This window comes from Microbacterium sp. NPDC090225 (assembly GCF_044772365.1).
Classification (GTDB): Bacteria; Actinomycetota; Actinomycetes; order Actinomycetales; family Microbacteriaceae; genus Microbacterium.
Window position 1 is genome coordinate 1,131,716 of the sequence record NZ_JBIVYS010000001.1, and the last position, 15,905, is coordinate 1,147,620.

Consider the following 15,905-nt stretch of genomic DNA (forward strand, 5'->3'; position numbering starts at 1 on the left):
CCGGCGAAGCCTCACGCGACACGATCGCCTGCACCACCCTCCCCCACCCCAGAAAGTCTTTCGCGTGACCGCACTCTCCCCTGCCGCCTTCCACCCGCTCGACGCCGCCGTGCAGCCCGTGTTCGACACGGTGCTCACCCGCAGCCCGCACGAACCCGAGTTCCACCAGGCGGTGCACGAGGTGCTGCAGTCGATCGCACCGGTGCTCGCGGCGCACCCGGAGTACGTCGACGGCGGCATCCTCGAGCGTCTCGTCGAGCCGGAGCGGCAGATCCTCTTCCGCGTGCCGTGGGTCGACGACTCGGGCAAGCTGCAGGTCAACCGCGGCTACCGCATCCAGTTCTCGTCGGTGCTCGGGCCGTACAAGGGCGGCCTGCGCTTCCACCCCTCGGTCAACCTCTCGATCATCAAGTTCCTCGGCTTCGAGCAGATCTTCAAGAACGCGCTCACCGGCCAGGGCATCGGCGGCGGCAAGGGCGGTTCGGACTTCGACCCGCACGGCCGCTCGAACGCCGAGGTCATGCGCTTCTGCCAGTCGTTCATGAACGAGCTGTACCGCCACCTCGGTGAGCACACCGACGTGCCCGCGGGCGACATCGGCGTGGGCGGCCGCGAGATCGGCTACCTCTTCGGCCAGTACCGCAAGGTCACCAACCGCCACGAGTCGGGCATGTTCACCGGCAAGGGCACGGGCTGGGGCGGTGCCGAGGTGCGCACCGAGGCCACCGGCTACGGTGCCGTCTTCTTCGCGCAGGAGATGCTCGTCGTGAAGGGCGACTCCTTCGAGGGCAAGCGCGTCGGCGTCTCGGGCTCGGGCAACGTGGCGATCTACGCGATCCAGAAGGCGACCCAGCTCGGCGCCGTTCCGGTGACGGCATCCGATTCCTCCGGCTACGTCGTCGACGACGCCGGCATCGATGTCGATCTGCTGCGCCAGATCAAGGAGGTCGAGCGCGCTCGCATCGTCGAGTACGCGAACCGTCGCCCGAGCGCTCGCTTCGTCGAGGGTGGCAGCGTCTGGGAGGTGCCGGTCGACATCGCCGTGCCTTCGGCGACGCAGAACGAGGTCTCCCTCGCCGACGCCCAGGCCCTCATCGCGAACGGCGTGCGCGCGGTCTCCGAGGGCGCGAACATGCCGTGCGTGCCCGAGGCCGTCGAGGCGTTCCAGAAGGCGGGCGTGCTCTTCGCCCCCGGCAAGGCGGCGAACGCCGGCGGCGTCGCCACCTCGGCCCTCGAGATGAGCCAGAACGCCTCGCGTCAGCGGTGGACGTTCGGCGACAGCGAGAACAAGCTGCGCGAGATCATGGGCGACATCCACCGTGCGTCCTTCGACGCGGCCGAGCGCTACGGCGTCGAGGGTGATTACGTGGCCGGCGCGAACATCGCCGGTTTCGAACGCGTCGCTGCGGCGATGCTCGCGCAGGGCGTCATCTGACCCCTGCGGAAGGGCCGTCTCCCCTGACCCTCGGGAGACGGCCCTTCGTGCGCGCGGGCGCGTTCAGCTCTCGTCGACCGGCACCTTCACGACCTTGTTGAACCCGGTCACGGCCTGGTTCTCGTCGAAGGCTGCGACCTTCTTGCGGAAGCCGCGCGTGATCACGAGCAGGTAGACGAATCCGATCGCGGTCCAGGTGAGACCGCCGATGAGCGCGTCCTGGTGCAGGTTGACCCAGAGCAGCCCGGTGAGCAGCATGCCGATCGTCGGCATCACGATGTAGTTGAAGATGTCGGCCGGCGTCTTGCGGCGGCCCTTGCGGATGGCGAACCAGGCGATCACCGAGATGTTCACGAAGGTGAACGCGATCAGGGCGCCGTAGTTGATCCACGCGGCGATCAGCTCGAGCGTGAAGGGGATCGCGAGCAGCGAGATCACGCCGACGAGCACGATGTTGAACGTGGGCGTGTGGGTGCGCGGGTTGATGTAGCCGAAGGCCTTCTGCGGCAGCACGTTGTTGCGGCCCATCACGAGCAGCATGCGCGAGACGGAGGCATGCGACGCGAGACCCGAGGCGAGGGTGGCGCAGAAGCCGGCGGCGGTGAGCACCGCCATGAAGACGTTGCCGCCGACGAGGTCGCCGATGATCGGCAGCGTCGAGTCCTCGACGAACTGCATGTCGCCACCGGGGGCGAACTCGTTCCAGTCCGGGAACCGCAGCTGCGAGACGTAGGAGGAGACGAGGAAGATGCCGCCGCCGATCAGGACGGTGAGCAGGATCGCCTTCGGCATGGTCTTCGGGTCCTTCGCCTCCTCGGCGTACATCGTGACCGCGTCGAAGCCGATGAACGAGAAGCAGACGATGGTCGCACCCGTCAGCACGGCGGTGAACGTGACGTCGTCGTGCAGGAACGCGCCGACCGAGAGGATGGTCGCCGCTCCGTCGCCGCGCAGCAGCTGCGCGACCACGAGCACCACGAACACGACCATGACGATGATCGAGAAGATCAGCAGGATCACGTTGAGATTCGAGGTGCCGCGCATGGTCATGTAGATGATGCTCGTGACGAGGATGCAGTACAGCACGACCCATATCCAGGCCGGGACCTCGGGGAACATCGCCTCGAGGTAACTCTTGATGATGAGGCAGTTGACCATCGGCAGCAGCACGTAGTCGATCAACGAGGTCCATCCGACCATGAACCCGAGGTTCGGGTGGATCGATTCGCGCACGTAGGTGTACGCGGAACCGGCGCTCGGGATGGCCCCGGCGATCTTGCCGTAGCTGATGGCCGTGAACACCATCACGACGAGGGCGACGAGATAGGCGGCGGGAACGACGTTGTTCGTGTCCCGCGCGACCATGCCGAACGTGTCGAACACCACGGTGGGCGTCATGTATCCGAGTCCCAGACCGACGATGGCCCAGAGGCCGAGATTCCGTCTGAGCGTTCCGCCGCCCTGCGCGAGCGGCTTCGTCTTCAGTGCCATGGGTACTCCTCGTTGGAACAGCGCCAGGGGCCGGACTCGGGTCGGCCGGCGGTTGAGGATCAGTATGGAGCACAGGTATTCCTCAGCGCGACCCCCAATTTCGATTCGAAATACGCATTTAACATGACGAAAATGCGCGTGATTCGAAGATCACGGGGTCACCAGCCCTCGCGCAGCACCCGCCCCAGCATCGCGACGACATGGTCGGCGCTCTCCGCCGTCAGGCACAGCGGCGGCTTGATCTTCAGCACGTTCGACCGCTCCGAGGTCGTCAGCACCACGACCCCGAGTTCACGCATCCGTTCGCAGATCGCCGCGGCCTCGGCATCCGCTGGCTCCATGGTCTCGCGGTCGCGCACGAGCTCGACGCCCAGATACAGCCCGGTGCCGTGCACGACGGCCACCATCGGATGCTCGTCGCCGAGCGCGCGTAGCCCGGCGGCCAGCCGCGCGCCGATGTTCTCGGCATTGCGCTGCAGGTCGTCCTCGACCATCGCGTCGAGCACGGCGAGTCCGACGCGGCAGCTCAGTGTGCTGCCCCCGGCCGACGAGAAGAACTGCCCCTGCGTGGCGAGAGCATCCGCGATGCGCTTCGAGGTGATCACCCCGCCGATCGGGAAGCCGTTGCCCATGGGCTTGGCGATCGTGACGATGTCGGGTGCGACGCCCGCCTGCTCGAATCCCCAGAACGTCGATCCCAGGCGGCCGAAGCCCACCTGCACCTCGTCGGCGATGCACAGACCGCCCGCGGCGCGGACACGATCGTAGGCGCCCGCGAGGTACCCCTCGGGCAGGAGCACTCCCCCGGCGTTGCCGAGCACCGATTCGCACAGGAAGGCGGCGACGTCGCGGCCGTCGCGATCGAGGGCGACGAGATCGGACGAGAGGTCGTCGAGATACCACCCCGCCGTGCCATCGCCCCGGTACGTGCCGCGATACCGATTGGGCACGTCGGCGACGTGCACCCAGTCGGGCCGCGTCTCGAGGGCGAACGGGTTGTCGTAGGCGCTCGTGGTCACCGCATCGCTCGCCATCGTCCAGCCGTGATACGCCTCGCGCAGCGCCACGACCGTGCGACGCCCGGTCGCCGCCTGCGCGAGACGGATCGCGAGGTCGACCGCCTCCGAGCCGCTGTTGACGAGCAGCACGGTATCGAGACCGCTCCCCTCCGGCATCAGTGCGAGCAGGCGCTCGCTGTACTCCGCGAGCTCGCGGAAGAGGAAACGCGAGTTCGTGCCGAGCGTGCGCAGCTGCCGATCGGCCGCGGCGGCGACCCCCGGGTGGCCGTGCCCGAGACCGGCGACGTTGTTCACCATGTCGATGTAGGAGCGACCCGTCGTGTCGACGAGATGGTGACGCCAGCCGCGCTCGATCTGCGGCGGATGCTCGTAGTAGCGCTCCTGCGCACCCGCGAAGATCCGCTCGCGCCGCGCGAGCTCCTCGGCGGACTCGTCGTGCTGTGCGAGGGACGGGATGCCCAGCAGCGGCGCGGGATCGGCCGTGAGACGCCGCCAGGCCGGCACGCGCGCGGGTTCGACCAGCGCGGCGCCGGGAGCGCGCGGAGGCCGTTCCGGCGCATCCGACCGCCGGAGGCCGAGGGTGAGAACGCGGTCGGTGTCTGATGCCGGGAGCCACCCCACCATGTCGCCCGCAGACACGCGCATCGCCGCCCGGTCGTCGATCTCCACACCGCGCAGGTCGACGACCCACCCGTCGAGGACGATGCGCGGCTCCTCGCGACTCGCCCGCAGCGCTCCATCGACGGCACTCGTCACGCGCAGCCGAGGACCGGGCCCGAGATGGATCTCCGTGTGCACGGGCCAGGTGGGTGCGGCATCCGCGACATCGATGCGCGTGCGGGTCAGCCGGAACACCCCGTACGGCAGCACGGCCGCCCCGGCTCCCGCGGCCAGCGCCGACACGACCAGGGCCGCATCGGCATCCGCTCGCTGCCAGCGTCCGGCGTCGAGGGCGTCCGACTCGACGCCCGGATCGACCACCTCGACGGCGCCGGCGAAGTCCGGGAGCAGCGCGGTGAGCGGCGCGCCCTCTGCCCGACCCGAGAACTGCGGGGCCTCGACGCCGAGTCGCTCGAGCACGTGCTCGGACATCTCGGCGAGCGACAGGAGCGTCGCCGCGTCGAAGATCGCCTGCTCCCCCGCGATCCGTTCGCGGGCGTAGTCGTTGTCGCCGTCGATCTCGAGTTGCCGCCACCCGCTGGCGACGAGGAGCGCGGCGCGCAGCACCACGAGCGGCCAGACCGCGCGGGCCTCCGCCTCGCTCAGCGGCGCATCGGCGTGGAAGGCGGCGACCGTGTCGAGCACGCGCAACGGGCGATCGGGTTCGTGATGCAGCATCGACGACACGCACACCGCGAGCTCGGCCACGCGCCATCCGAGAGCCAGGTCGCCGAGGTCGAGGACGGTGTGCGGGTGCAGGCGGGAGTCGGCGCCTCGTCGGCCCATGACGTTGTCATCGGTGAGATCGCCGTGGATCGGTTGGATCGGAAGGTCGCCCTCGACCGCGGCGAGCGCCACCCGGGCTTCCCCGGACGCCGCGAGCACGCGCCCGCGCAGCGCGTCGTCGGTGATCGAGTCCGCCAGTTTCGCCGTCTCGTCGAAGGCCACGCGCATGTCCCACATGTGCGGGCGATCGAGCCCCGGATGCCGAAGGGGCGCGAGCGCGTTCACGGATGCCGCCGCGAGTGCTCCGAACTCGGCGAGCACGACCGGCGCGAGATATCCGGCGTCGACGACCTCTTCCCCGACGGCGAACTCGCTGCGGCGCACGGCGAATCCTCGCCAGCGCTGGGTCAGCGCCCCGTCGAGGCCCGGAAGAACCGCCGGCACCGCCACACCCGCCGCCCGGTAGGCCTCGAGGGCGGCGTGCTGGGCCTCGCGCGCCTCGTCGCCGAACACCGGGTTGTCGATGCGGAGGACGCTGCGCGAGCCGCCGGCCTCCGTGAGCAGGAAGTTGCGGTCCTGGTTGCTGCCGAGCTCGCTCGCGACGACCTCGACGCCGTAGAGATCGCGGGCGATGCGTGCGGCGTCGCCCTCGTCGAGGTCCGGCCGGACGAGCCCTGCGCCGGCCTCAGCCACGGACGTCGCCGAGCGGGAGGTCATGGGCGTGCCGCGCCAGCGAAGAACCGTACCGTTCGGTGAGCTGCACCATCAGATCCGGGGTGTCGCGATCGACGCCGAACACGTGCCCCGGGAAGTCCAGGTCGGGTTGGGCCGCGGCGATCTCGGCATCGCGATCCGGCGAGAACAACTGGAGCGGATCGCCCACCGCCACCCAGCCGATCGGCACGACCGTGCCCTCGGGAACGCGCGCGCGGCGCTGCACGATCGCGTTGACGCGCACCTCGCTGCGCGCGCCCACGACCGCGCCGTTGAAGATCCGCGCACCCGAGGCGAGGAACACCTCCTCGCCCACCGTGGCGCCGGCGATGCTCGCGAGCGTGCCGACGAGGGTGTGATCGCCGATGTGCACGGCGTTCGCGGCGGTCGCCCGCACGAGGGCGTTCTCCATCACGATCACGTGCGCGCCGAGCGTGATCAGCCCGCCCTCGGCCGTGATCACGGCGCCGTGCAGCACCTGGCAGCCCTCTCCGATCTCGACGTCGCCGGAGACGACGGCGGTGGGAGCGATGACGGCAGTGTCGTGGATCCGGGGCCGAGCCCCGAGGTGCTCGTACAACATGCTCACAGCGTAGTGGCGCGGGAGCGCGCGGTGGGAGGCCTCCTCCTCGGTCGCGCCTCGGTCACTCCTTGGTGGCTGCTGTGCGTCGGAGCATGCCGATGACGAGGGTCGCGAGGAACAGCACGATGCCGAGGACGGCGAGCCAGACGAGGCCCTTGACCACGAAGCCGAAGACGGCGAGGCCGGCCCACACGATGAGCAGGATGATCAGGAGAATCCACATGGCTTCAGCATCCGCCGCCCTGCACAGGTGCCACACCCCGTTGACGCGCGCCCTCTGCTGGTCTAGCGGGCTACGCAGTCTCGCGGGCTATGCGGTCGCTCGGGCTACGCGGTCTCCGCCTTCACGGGCTCCGGGAAGATCGCGGTGAACAGCTGTCCCACCCACTCGAGCAGCTCGGCATCTGGGAGGGGTTCGAGCCCGACCCCCACCGCGGCCGGCACCGTGGGCATCGGCACGACCAGCGCTTCGCCTCCGGAGACGAGCTTCGCCTTCGGGTAGAGGCGCTGCAGGCGCACCTTGATCGAATCCTCGAGGCGAGCCGGAGCGATACGCAGGTTCGACCCCATCACGACGACATCGGCGAGCCCGGCACGGGCCGCACGGCGGCGCAGGCGGGCGATCGCGATGAGCCCCTCGACCTCGGCCGGGGGCGTGCCGTAGCGGTCGGTGAGTTCGTCGATCACCAGATCGATCGCGTCGTCCTTCGCTGTCGCGATCGAGGCTGCCGACAGCTTCTGATAGGCCTCGAGCCGCAGACGCTCGCTGTCGATGTAGTACTCGGGGATGCGTGCGTCGAGCGGCAACTCGAGACGCAGTTCCTGGCCGGACTCGACCTCCTCGCCGCGGAACGTCGAGACGGCTTCGCCGATCATGCGCAGATACAGATCGAACCCGACGCCGGCGATGTGACCGGCCTGCTCGCCGCCGAGCAGGTTGCCCGCGCCGCGCAGCTCGAGGTCCTTGAGCGCGACCTGCATGCCCGAACCGAGGTCGTTGTTCACGGCGATCGTCTGCAGTCGGTCGGCCGCCGTCTCGCTGAGCGGCTTCATCTCGTCGTACAGGAAGTAGGCGTAGGCGCGCTCGCGACCACGGCCCACGCGTCCACGCAGCTGGTGCAGCTGGCTGAGGCCGTAACGGTCGGCACGGTCGATGATGATCGTGTTCGCGTTCGAGATGTCGAGACCGGTCTCGATGATCGTCGTCGAGACGAGCACGTCGAACTTGCGCTCCCAGAAGTCGTCGACGACCTGCTCCAGAGCATGCTCGCCCATCTGCCCGTGCGCGACCGCGATGCGCGCCTCGGGCACGAGCTCGGCGAGTTGCGCGGCGACGCGCTGGATCGACTGCACCCGGTTGTGCACGAAGAAGACCTGGCCCTCGCGCAGGATCTCGCGGCGGATCGCGGCGGCCATCTGCTTGTCGCTGCGCGGACCGACGAACGACAGGATCGGATGCCGATCCTCCGGCGGCGTGGCCAGCGTCGACATCTCGCGGATGCCGGTGACCGCCATCTCGAGCGTGCGCGGGATCGGGGTGGCGCTCATGGCGAGGATGTCGACGTTCGTCTTCATCTTCTTGAGCGTGTCCTTGTGCTCGACGCCGAACCGCTGCTCCTCGTCGATGATCATCAGACCGAGGTCCTTGAACATCACCTGGTCGGTGAGGATGCGGTGCGTGCCGATGACCATGTCGACCGTGCCGTCGAGCAGACCCTGCAGCGTGAGGCGGGCCTCCTTGTCGGTCTGGAAGCGCGAGAGCGGGCGCACCTTCACCGGGAACCCGGCGAAGCGTTCGGTGAACGTCTCGAGGTGCTGCTTGACCAGCAGCGTCGTCGGCACGAGCATCGCGACCTGCTTGCCGTCTTGAATGGCCTTGAACGCGGCGCGCACGGCGACCTCGGTCTTACCGAAGCCGACGTCGCCCGAGAGCAGACGGTCCATCGGGATCGGCCGCTCCATGTCGGCCTTGATCTCGTCGATCGTCTGCAGCTGATCGGCCGTCTCGGCGAAGGGGAACGCCTCCTCGAGCTCGCGCTGCCAGGGGGTGTCGGGGCCGAAGGCGTAGCCCTTCGCGCTCATGCGCGCCGAATAGAGCTTGACGAGTTCGACGGCGATGTCGCGCACGGCCTTGCGGGCCTTGCCCTTGGCCTGCGACCAGTCGCTGCCGCCCATCTTCGAGAGGGTCGGCCCCTCGCCGCCGACGTACTTCGAGAGCAGGTCGAGCTGGTCGGTGGGCACGTAGAGTTTGTCGCCCGGGTAGCCCCGCTTCGACGGCGCGTACTCGAGCACGAGGTAGTCGCGCACCGACTTCGTGGCGTTGCGGCCGCCGGTCGACACCTCACGCTTCGTCATCTCGACGAAGCGTCCGATGCCGTGGGTGTTGTGCACCACGAAGTCGCCCTGCTTGAGCTGCAGCGGGTCGACGACGTTCTTGCGGCGGGAGGCGAGCTTCTTGACGACGCGCTGGTCGCCGCCGATCGTGCGACCGTAGAACTCGTTGTCGGTGAGGACGGCGAGCTTCGCCTCCGGCACCTGGAATCCGGCCTCGACCGAGCCGGTGAGCAGGGTCGCGACGCCGGGCTCGGGCGCATCGTTCAGCTCGGGAAGGATGCGAGCGGCGATGCCGCGATCGGCGAGCACGTCACGGGCGCGATCGACGAGACCCGAACCGGTGGCGATGACCACGACGCGCCAGCCCTCGGCGATGCGCCCGGCGACGAACGAGATCGCGCCGTCGACGTTGCCGTGGAACGACGGGATCACGGTGGCGTCGAGGTTCGCCGCCTCGGCGTCGTCCTCGCCGAGGCCCGCGCCGAAGGGGCTGAGCCGCCACCACACGCCGCCACGGTCGCGAACGACCTCGCGCAGCTGGGCGATCGTGAGGAAATCGCCCGCGCCGAGATCGATGGGAGCGGAGGCACCCGAGGTCGCTGCGCTCCACGCCGCGTCGAGGAACTCGCGGTTGGTCTCGCCGAGGGTGATGGCTCGGGCGCTCGAGCGCTCGGGGTCGACCACGGCGGTCGCCGCCCCCGCAGGGAGGTACTCGGCGAGCGACGAGAGGGGTCCGGAGACCGCGGGCAGGAGCGACTCCATGCCCTCGACCGGGATGCCCTCGGCCATCTTCTCGAGCATGCCCGCGATCGCCGGGAAGCCACCGATCAGCGCACGCGCGCGGTCGCGCACGTCGTCGGTGAGCAGCAGCTCGCGGCTGGGCGGCAGATCGACGGCACCGATGTCTCCGGGGAGGGAACGCTGATCGGCGACCGAGAACGCACGGATCTGGTCGATCTCGTCGCCGAAGAACTCGACACGGTACGGGTGCTCGGAGATCGCGGGGAACACGTCGAGGATGCCGCCGCGCACCGCGAACTCACCGCGGCGCGAGACCATGTCGACACGCGAGTAGGCGCGCTCGACGAGACGGGCGGCGACGGTGTCGAGTTCGAGGCCGCGGCTGCCCATCGCAAGCTCGAGCGGCTCGATCTCGCCGAGGTTGCCGGCGATCGGCTGCAGGGCCGCGCGCACGGAGGCGACGACGACGAGCGGATGATCACCCGCCCACTCGCGGATGCGGCGCACAGTCTGCAGTCGGAGACCCACCGTGTCGGGGCTCGGGCTGAGGCGCTCGTGGGGCAGCGTCTCCCAGGCCGGGAACGTGAGCACCTCGGCGTCGGGGATGTAGGAGCCGAGCGCCTGCGCCAGGCTCTCGGCGCGACGGCCCGTGGGCACGACGGCGAGCAACGCCTGCGGATGCCCCGCGGCGGCGCGCTTGGCGAGGAGTCCCGCGAGGGCCGGAGCATCCAGTCCGTCGACGAGCCCGAGGTCGGCATCGGTCTGAGCCCAGCCGAGCGCTTCACGGTACAGAGACGCCTCTTCCAAGGCGCGCAGAATCCCTGGAACAGTCACCGGACAAGACTAGCCGCCGCCTCCGACATCGGCTCCGGCTTCCGCCCGTCCCATCCGCCGTCCCGGTGCCGAACTCCCCCTCTGCGCACGAGCACCCCCTCTGCGCACGGTGCGCAGAGGGAGATGTCGCGCAGAAAGGGGGAGCTCGGCGGAAGGAGAGGACAGGCGTTACGTTGGGCCGATGGAAGCTGTACGACTTCAAACCGAGCGCCTCGTGCTGGCGGCGCCGACCGACGCCGACATCGAGGCGATCACGGCCGCGTGCCAGGACCCGGAGATCCCGCGCTGGACCACCGTTCCCTCGCCCTATTCGCGCGACGACGCCGCCGACTACGTGCGTCTGACCGGAGAGTGGTGGAACGACGGGTCGCAGGCGGTCTGGAGCATGCACGCGGGCGAGGAGCTCGTGGGCTCGATCGGGCTGCACCACATCACCCCGCACGATGCGGGTGGCCACGCCGAACTCGGCTACTGGGTCGCGGCATCCGCCCGCGGTCGGGGATATCTCGTCGAGGCGGCCCGCTCCGTCATCGACTGGGGCTTCGACGAGCTGGGTCTCGCACGCCTCACCTGGCGCGCCGTTGTCGGGAACGTCCCCTCGGCCCGCGCCGCCCGCGCGCTCGGCTTCCGCTACGAGGGTCTCCAGCGTCAGCTGCTCACCGGCCCGCGCGGCCGCGACGACGGCTGGGTGGCGGGGCTCCTCCCCACCGATGACCGGGCCCCGGTGGCCTGGCCCGTGCTCTGAACCGTCTCCTTCCCGGTACCGGGGTGACGATGTCGGATGCCGGTGGCAGGATGTTCGCATGCCCGAGATGCCGGAGGTGCAGGGGCTCGTCGACTTCCTCGGCGAGCGCGTCGTGGGGCGCACGATCACGCGCACGAGCGTCGCGGCGATCGCGGCGCTGAAGACCTACGACCCGCCGAACACGGCCCTGCACGGTGCCGTGATCAGCGGCGCCTCGCGGCGGGGCAAGTTCATCGTGCTCTCCTGCGGCGACGATCTGCATCTCGTCTTCCACCTCGCGAAGGCGGGTTGGCTGCGGTGGTACGAGACCCTGCCCACCACGATCATCAAGCCCGGTAAGACGCCGATCGCCCTGCGCGTCGCGCTCGACGACGGCAGCGGATTCGACCTCACCGAGGCGGGCACGAAGAAGTCCCTCGCGGTGTACGTCGTACGCGATCCCGCCGAGGTGCCGGGCATCGCCCGTCTCGGCCCGGATCCTCTCGACGACGCCTTCACCCGCGACGTGTTCGCCGGTCTCCTGGACGGCAAGCGCACGCAGATCAAGGGTCTGCTACGCGACCAGGCGGTGATCGCCGGCATCGGCAACGCCTACTCCGACGAGATCCTGCACGCCGCGCGCATGTCGCCCTACGCGATCGCCGCGACGCTCGATGATGCGGCGATCGACTCCCTGTTCACCGCGATGCAGGCGACGCTGCGCGAGGCGTTGGCCGAGGCATCCGGCAAACCACCCGCCGACCTGAAGGACGCGAAGCGCCGAGGGATGCAGGTGCACGCCCGCCGCGGCGAGACCTGTCCGGTCTGCGGCGACACCGTGCGCAGCGTGTTCTTCGCCGACCGCTCTCTCGAATACTGCCCCACCTGCCAGACGGGCGGAAAGGTGCTCGCCGATCGGCGCCTGTCGCGGCTGCTGAAATGAGCCGAGACGTCGCCGGATGACGAGGAATGAATTCTGCGCGGGCGCGTTGAGTACACTCAGAACATCAACGTGCTCCGGGGTCGGTGGGAATCCGAACCGGCGGTGACAGTCCGCGAGCGTCTCGGTTTCGACCGAGGTGCCGATCCGGTGGAAATCCGGGACCGACGGTGATGCGGGAGAGATCCCGCTAGTCCGGAAGGGAGGCAGCACGATGCGCCGCCGTGCGCGCCGTCCGTCCTCCCCCGGAGCCTTCAGAGAAGGACGACGGATGGCAGTGAACGAGACCGAGCGCGAGGCGATGAGCCGTGCTCTCGCGCTCGCGGCGCTCGGCCCCCGCGGCGTGAACCCGCAGGTCGGCGCGGTCATCCTCTCCCCCGACGGCACGATCCTCGCCGAGGGCTGGCACCACGGCGCCGGCACCCCGCACGCCGAGGTCGACGCCCTGTCGAAGCTCGCCCCCGGCGCCGCCCGCGGTGCGACGGCGGTCGTGACTCTCGAACCCTGCAACCACACCGGACGCACCGGCCCCTGCGCGCTCGCCCTGATCGACGCCGGCGTGAGCCGCGTCGTCTACGCGCTCGACGATCCCGGCGCCGTGTCGGGTGGAGGCGCCGAGCGCCTGCGGGCCTCGGGCGTCAGCGTCGAGGCCGGCGAGCAGGCGGATGCCGCGCACGCCGTGATCGACGGATGGCTCACCGCACAGCGCCTCGGCCGCCCGCACGTCACCGTGAAGTGGGCGCAGAGCCTCGACGGACGCGCCGCGGCCGACGACGGATCGAGCCAGTGGATCACCGGTCCCGCGGCCCGTGCCGACGTGCACCGCCGCCGCGCGGCATCCGATGCCATCGTCGTCGGCACCGGAACCGTGCTGACCGACGACCCGTCCCTCACCGCGCGCGACGGCGATGCACTGCTGCCCGACCAGCCCGTCCCGGTGGTGATCGGCTCGCGCCCCACGCCGCCCGATGCGGCGGTGCGCCGGCATCCGCACACTCCCCTCTTCTTCGACGGGCACGACCTGCACGCGGTGCTCGCCGACCTGCACGGACGCGGGATCCAGAGCGTCTTCGTCGAGGGCGGCCCGACCCTTGCGAGCGCGTTCGTCGCGGCGGGACTCGCCGACCGCGTGCTCGCCTACGTCGCCCCCGTGTTGCTGGGCGGAAGCCGCCTCGCCCTCACCGACATCGGCGTCTCGTCCATCGGCGAGGCGCATCGCCTGACGATCGACGAGTGGGTGCCTCTCGGTGCCGATCTGCTCGCGATCGCCCACCCCGCTTCCCTCCCCACCTCTCTCCCCACCGTGTCGACCGAAGGAGCCGTCTGATGTTCACCGGGATCATCGAGGAGATCGGCGAGATCACCGCCATCTCGCCATCGGGCGACGGCTGGCGTCTGACCGTGCGCGCTCCGAAGGCCGCCACCGACGCCGTGCACGGCGAGTCGATCGCCGTCTCCGGTGTCTGCCTGACCGTCGTCGCCTCGGATGCCGATTCCTTCGACGCCGACGTCATGAAGCAGACCCTCGACGTGGCGGCGCTCGGTGATGCCGCCGTGGGCACCCGCGTCAACATCGAGAAGGCGATGCCCGTCGGCGCGCGCCTGGGCGGGCACATCGTGCAGGGCCACGTCGACGGCGTCGGCACGGTCGTCGAGGTGCGACCGGGAGCCCAGTGGAGCGTGCTGCGCATCGCTCTTCCCGCCGATCTCGCCCCGCTCGTCGTCGACAAGGGATCGATCTCGGTCGACGGCACCTCGCTCACCGTCAGCGCGGTCAGCGATCCGTCCGCGGCAGACCCGTGGTTCGAGATCTCCCTGATCCCCGAGACCCTCGTGGCGACGACGCTCGGCACCCGCACCGTCGGTGACCGCGTCAACCTCGAGACCGACATCCTCGCCCGGCACGTCGAGCGCCTGCTCGCGTTCCGGACCGCACCGGAAGGAGGCTCGCGATGAGCCTTTCCACGATCGCCGACGCCCTCGACGCCCTGCGCGCCGGGCGCCCCGTCCTCGTCGCCGACGACGAGAACCGCGAGAACGAGGGCGACGTCATCCTCTCGGCCGAGCTCGCCACCCCCGAGTGGGTCGCGTGGACCGTGCGCTGGTCGTCCGGATTCATCTGCGCGCCGATGCCCGCCGACCGCGCCGACGACCTCAACCTGCAGCCGATGGTCGCCGCGAGCGAAGACGCGCGCGCCACCGCCTACACGGTGAGCGTCGACGCCGCCGAGGGCGTCACGACCGGCATCAGCGCGCACGACCGCGCACACACGCTCAACGTGCTCGCCAACCCCGCGTCGACGGCCACGAGCATCATCCGCCCGGGACACGTGCTTCCGCTGCGCGCCGTCGACGGCGGTGTGCGCGAACGCAGCGGCCACACCGAGGCCGCCGTCGACCTCATGCGCCTCGCGGGCCTGCAGCCGGTGGGGGCGATCGCCGAGGTCGTCGCCGAGGACGGCAGCATGATGCGGTTGCCGGGGCTCCTCGAGCTCGGTGCCCGCGACGGCGTTCCCGTCATCACGATCGAGCAGCTGATCGACCACCTCAACGAGGTCGACCCGCAGGGCGACAACGGCCCGGTGCGCAACCGTCGCGTGAGCCTGCGCGCCGATGCGACCGTGCCGACGACGCACGGCACCTTCCGGTTCCTCGCCTACAAGGATCGCGTCACCGGCACCGACCACATCGCCGTCGTCTCGGGCGAACCGCAGGAGACCTCGCTCGTGAGGGTGCACTCCGAGTGCCTGACCGGCGAGGCTTTCGGTTCACTCAAGTGCGAATGCGGCCCGCAGCTCGACGCCGCGCTCGACGCGATCGAGCAGGACGGCGGCATCGTCATCTACATGCGCGGGCACGAGGGGCGCGGGATCGGGCTCATCAACAAGCTCCGGGCTTACAGCCTGCAGGAGGAGGGGCTCGACACGGTCGACGCGAACCTCGCGCTCGGGCTGCCCGCCGATGCGCGCGAGTACGCAGCGGCCGCCGGCATCCTCGCCGACCTCGGCGTATCGAAGGTGCGCCTGCTGACGAACAACATCGACAAGGTGAACCAGCTGCGCGAACTCGGGCTCGACGTGGTAGAGCAGGTGCCGCTGATCGTCGGCGTCGGACCCAACAACCACCAGTATCTCGAGACCAAGCGTGACCGCATGGGTCACATCATCGGCGAGGACGAGCTCAAGGCCGCCCTCGCAGGACGGAAGGACGACGCATGAGCGGCGCAGGAGCACCCACGACCGGGAACATCGACGGACGCGGCGTGAACGTCGTCATCATCGCGGGCACCTGGCACGACACGATCACGAACGGCCTCATCTCCGGGGCCGAGCGCGTGCTGAACGAGGCGCAGGCCACGCACCGCCTCGTGCGCGTGCCGGGGTCGTTCGAACTCGCCGTCGCCGCGCAGGCCGCCTTCGCCGGTGGCGCGGATGCGGTGGTCGCGCTCGGCGTGATCATCCGCGGCGGCACCCCGCACTTCGAGTACGTCTCGGCGGCGACGACCGACGGACTCACCCGCGTCTCGCTCGACACCGGCAAGCCCGTCGGCTTCGGCGTTCTCACCCTCGACGACGAGCAGCAGGGCCTCGACCGTGCCGGTCTCGAAGGATCGAAGGAGGACAAGGGCGCCGAGGCAGCGGATGCCGCGCTGCGCACCGCCCTCGTCATCAAGGAGCTGCGCGGCTGACGGTGCGTTGAGGCCA

At 69.9% G+C, this 15,905-nt stretch carries 12 protein-coding genes; 7 read left to right on the plus strand and 5 right to left on the minus strand.

Annotated features, from left to right (window positions below):
• Positions 1-64: 64 nt before the first annotated feature.
• Complete coding sequence (gene gdhA / locus ACIQTT_RS05540) at positions 65-1,435, plus strand: NADP-specific glutamate dehydrogenase (RefSeq protein ID WP_402787135.1); 1,371 nt, start codon at positions 65-67, stop codon at positions 1,433-1,435.
• 63 nt (positions 1,436-1,498) lie between these two features.
• On the opposite strand, the gene ACIQTT_RS05545 is transcribed toward gdhA, so the two are convergent.
• The 5 genes from ACIQTT_RS05545 to mfd all read right to left on the minus strand — a co-directional run bounded on the left by ACIQTT_RS05545 (position 1,499) and on the right by mfd (position 10,537).
• Entirely contained in the window at positions 1,499-2,926 is a 1,428-nt protein-coding gene (locus ACIQTT_RS05545) for an APC family permease (RefSeq protein ID WP_402787138.1), read from the minus strand.
• Positions 2,927-3,084: 158 nt separating this feature from the next.
• Positions 3,085-6,024, minus strand: coding sequence for an aminotransferase (locus ACIQTT_RS05550; protein WP_402787141.1), 2,940 nt, complete (start codon positions 6,022-6,024; stop codon positions 3,085-3,087).
• The gene (locus ACIQTT_RS05555; protein WP_402787144.1) at positions 6,017-6,628 is read right to left on the minus strand and encodes a gamma carbonic anhydrase family protein; all 612 of its coding nucleotides are present in this window, start codon (positions 6,626-6,628) and stop codon (positions 6,017-6,019) included. The genes ACIQTT_RS05550 and ACIQTT_RS05555 overlap by 8 nt, the downstream gene beginning before the upstream one ends.
• Positions 6,629-6,689: 61 nt before the next feature.
• On the minus strand, positions 6,690-6,851 hold the full coding sequence (locus ACIQTT_RS05560) for a hypothetical protein (protein ID WP_402787147.1): 162 nt from the start codon (positions 6,849-6,851) through the stop codon (positions 6,690-6,692).
• 104 nt (positions 6,852-6,955) lie between these two features.
• Complete coding sequence (mfd, locus tag ACIQTT_RS05565; RefSeq protein WP_402787150.1) at positions 6,956-10,537, minus strand: transcription-repair coupling factor; 3,582 nt, start codon at positions 10,535-10,537, stop codon at positions 6,956-6,958.
• 181 nt (positions 10,538-10,718) lie between these two features.
• Here mfd and ACIQTT_RS05570 point away from each other — a divergent pair, with 181 nt between their 5' ends.
• The 6 genes from ACIQTT_RS05570 to ribH all read left to right on the plus strand — a co-directional run bounded on the left by ACIQTT_RS05570 (position 10,719) and on the right by ribH (position 15,889).
• Positions 10,719-11,282, plus strand: a complete 564-nt coding sequence (locus ACIQTT_RS05570) for a GNAT family N-acetyltransferase (RefSeq protein WP_402787153.1) — start codon at positions 10,719-10,721, stop codon at positions 11,280-11,282.
• 58 nt (positions 11,283-11,340) lie between these two features.
• Positions 11,341-12,204, plus strand: a complete 864-nt coding sequence (locus tag ACIQTT_RS05575; protein WP_402787156.1) for an Fpg/Nei family DNA glycosylase — start codon at positions 11,341-11,343, stop codon at positions 12,202-12,204.
• Between the two features lie 268 nt (positions 12,205-12,472).
• The gene (gene ribD, locus ACIQTT_RS05580; RefSeq protein ID WP_402787159.1) at positions 12,473-13,528 is read left to right on the plus strand and encodes a bifunctional diaminohydroxyphosphoribosylaminopyrimidine deaminase/5-amino-6-(5-phosphoribosylamino)uracil reductase RibD; all 1,056 of its coding nucleotides are present in this window, start codon (positions 12,473-12,475) and stop codon (positions 13,526-13,528) included.
• Positions 13,528-14,157, plus strand: a complete 630-nt coding sequence (locus ACIQTT_RS05585; RefSeq protein WP_402787162.1) for a riboflavin synthase — start codon at positions 13,528-13,530, stop codon at positions 14,155-14,157. Before ribD ends, ACIQTT_RS05585 begins: the two co-directional genes overlap by 1 nt.
• On the plus strand, positions 14,154-15,419 hold the full coding sequence (gene ribA / locus ACIQTT_RS05590) for a GTP cyclohydrolase II (protein WP_402787165.1): 1,266 nt from the start codon (positions 14,154-14,156) through the stop codon (positions 15,417-15,419). Before ACIQTT_RS05585 ends, ribA begins: the two co-directional genes overlap by 4 nt.
• Complete coding sequence (gene ribH, locus ACIQTT_RS05595; protein ID WP_402787168.1) at positions 15,416-15,889, plus strand: 6,7-dimethyl-8-ribityllumazine synthase; 474 nt, start codon at positions 15,416-15,418, stop codon at positions 15,887-15,889. The genes ribA and ribH overlap by 4 nt, the downstream gene beginning before the upstream one ends.
• Positions 15,890-15,905 lie beyond the last annotated feature (16 nt).

What these genes read in the sequence shown, in the direction of transcription:
- ACIQTT_RS05545 (WP_402787138.1), bottom strand. Translation starts at nt 2,926, where the DNA reads ATGGCACTGAAGACGAAGCCGCTCGCGCAGGGCGGCGGAACGCTCAGA.
- ACIQTT_RS05555 (WP_402787144.1), bottom strand. Translation starts at nt 6,628, where the DNA reads ATGTTGTACGAGCACCTCGGGGCTCGGCCCCGGATCCACGACACTGCC.
- ACIQTT_RS05560 (WP_402787147.1), bottom strand. Translation starts at nt 6,851, where the DNA reads ATGTGGATTCTCCTGATCATCCTGCTCATCGTGTGGGCCGGCCTCGCC.
- ACIQTT_RS05570 (WP_402787153.1), top strand. Translation starts at nt 10,719, where the DNA reads ATGGAAGCTGTACGACTTCAAACCGAGCGCCTCGTGCTGGCGGCGCCG.
- ACIQTT_RS05575 (WP_402787156.1), top strand. Translation starts at nt 11,341, where the DNA reads ATGCCCGAGATGCCGGAGGTGCAGGGGCTCGTCGACTTCCTCGGCGAG.
- ribD (WP_402787159.1), top strand. Translation starts at nt 12,473, where the DNA reads ATGGCAGTGAACGAGACCGAGCGCGAGGCGATGAGCCGTGCTCTCGCG.
- ACIQTT_RS05585 (WP_402787162.1), top strand. Translation starts at nt 13,528, where the DNA reads ATGTTCACCGGGATCATCGAGGAGATCGGCGAGATCACCGCCATCTCG.
- ribA (WP_402787165.1), top strand. Translation starts at nt 14,154, where the DNA reads ATGAGCCTTTCCACGATCGCCGACGCCCTCGACGCCCTGCGCGCCGGG.
- ribH (WP_402787168.1), top strand. Translation starts at nt 15,416, where the DNA reads ATGAGCGGCGCAGGAGCACCCACGACCGGGAACATCGACGGACGCGGC.